1 pseudogene is annotated in these 432 nt (G+C 64.1%); it reads left to right on the forward strand.

The window, feature by feature from the left end:
- Nucleotides 1–329, forward strand: a pseudogene (locus KTN05_RS17875) (GTPase RsgA); the annotation flags it as partial.
- Nucleotides 330–432 lie beyond the last annotated feature (103 nt).

Genomic DNA, 432 nt, shown 5'->3' on the forward strand with positions numbered 1-432 from the left:
ACACGACCACATCGCGCTCGCTCCATGCGATTGTCGGCGGCGGCTGGGTAATCGACACGCCCGGCATTCGGACGCTGCATGTCAGCGATATCTCCTGGACCTGCTGTTTGCCGAGATCGCCGAGCTTGCGCCCCTATGCCGCTTCGGGAACTGCACCCCACTCCCATGAGCCGGGATGCGCAGTCCAGGCGGCAGTCGCCGCCGGAACGCTGGATCGGGTGCGAGTTGCTCGCTGGCGCAAGCTTCTCGAGGAAAACCGGAGCAACACCCCCATCCAGTCGGGACCGCGGGGAAACAAGACCTCGAAACCGCCCGGCAGACGACGCTGAAGGTGTGCGCCTGTGAACATCGGCACAGAGCTGGCTGTCGGTGGTATCTAACGCTGGACAGCAGTGCTCCTGAGAGCCGACGCTTGGGCTGGTTGCCGAAATC

The sequence above is a fragment of the Paracoccus sp. Z118 genome (genome assembly GCF_019061185.1).
Taxonomy (GTDB): Bacteria; Pseudomonadota; Alphaproteobacteria; order Rhodobacterales; family Rhodobacteraceae; genus Paracoccus.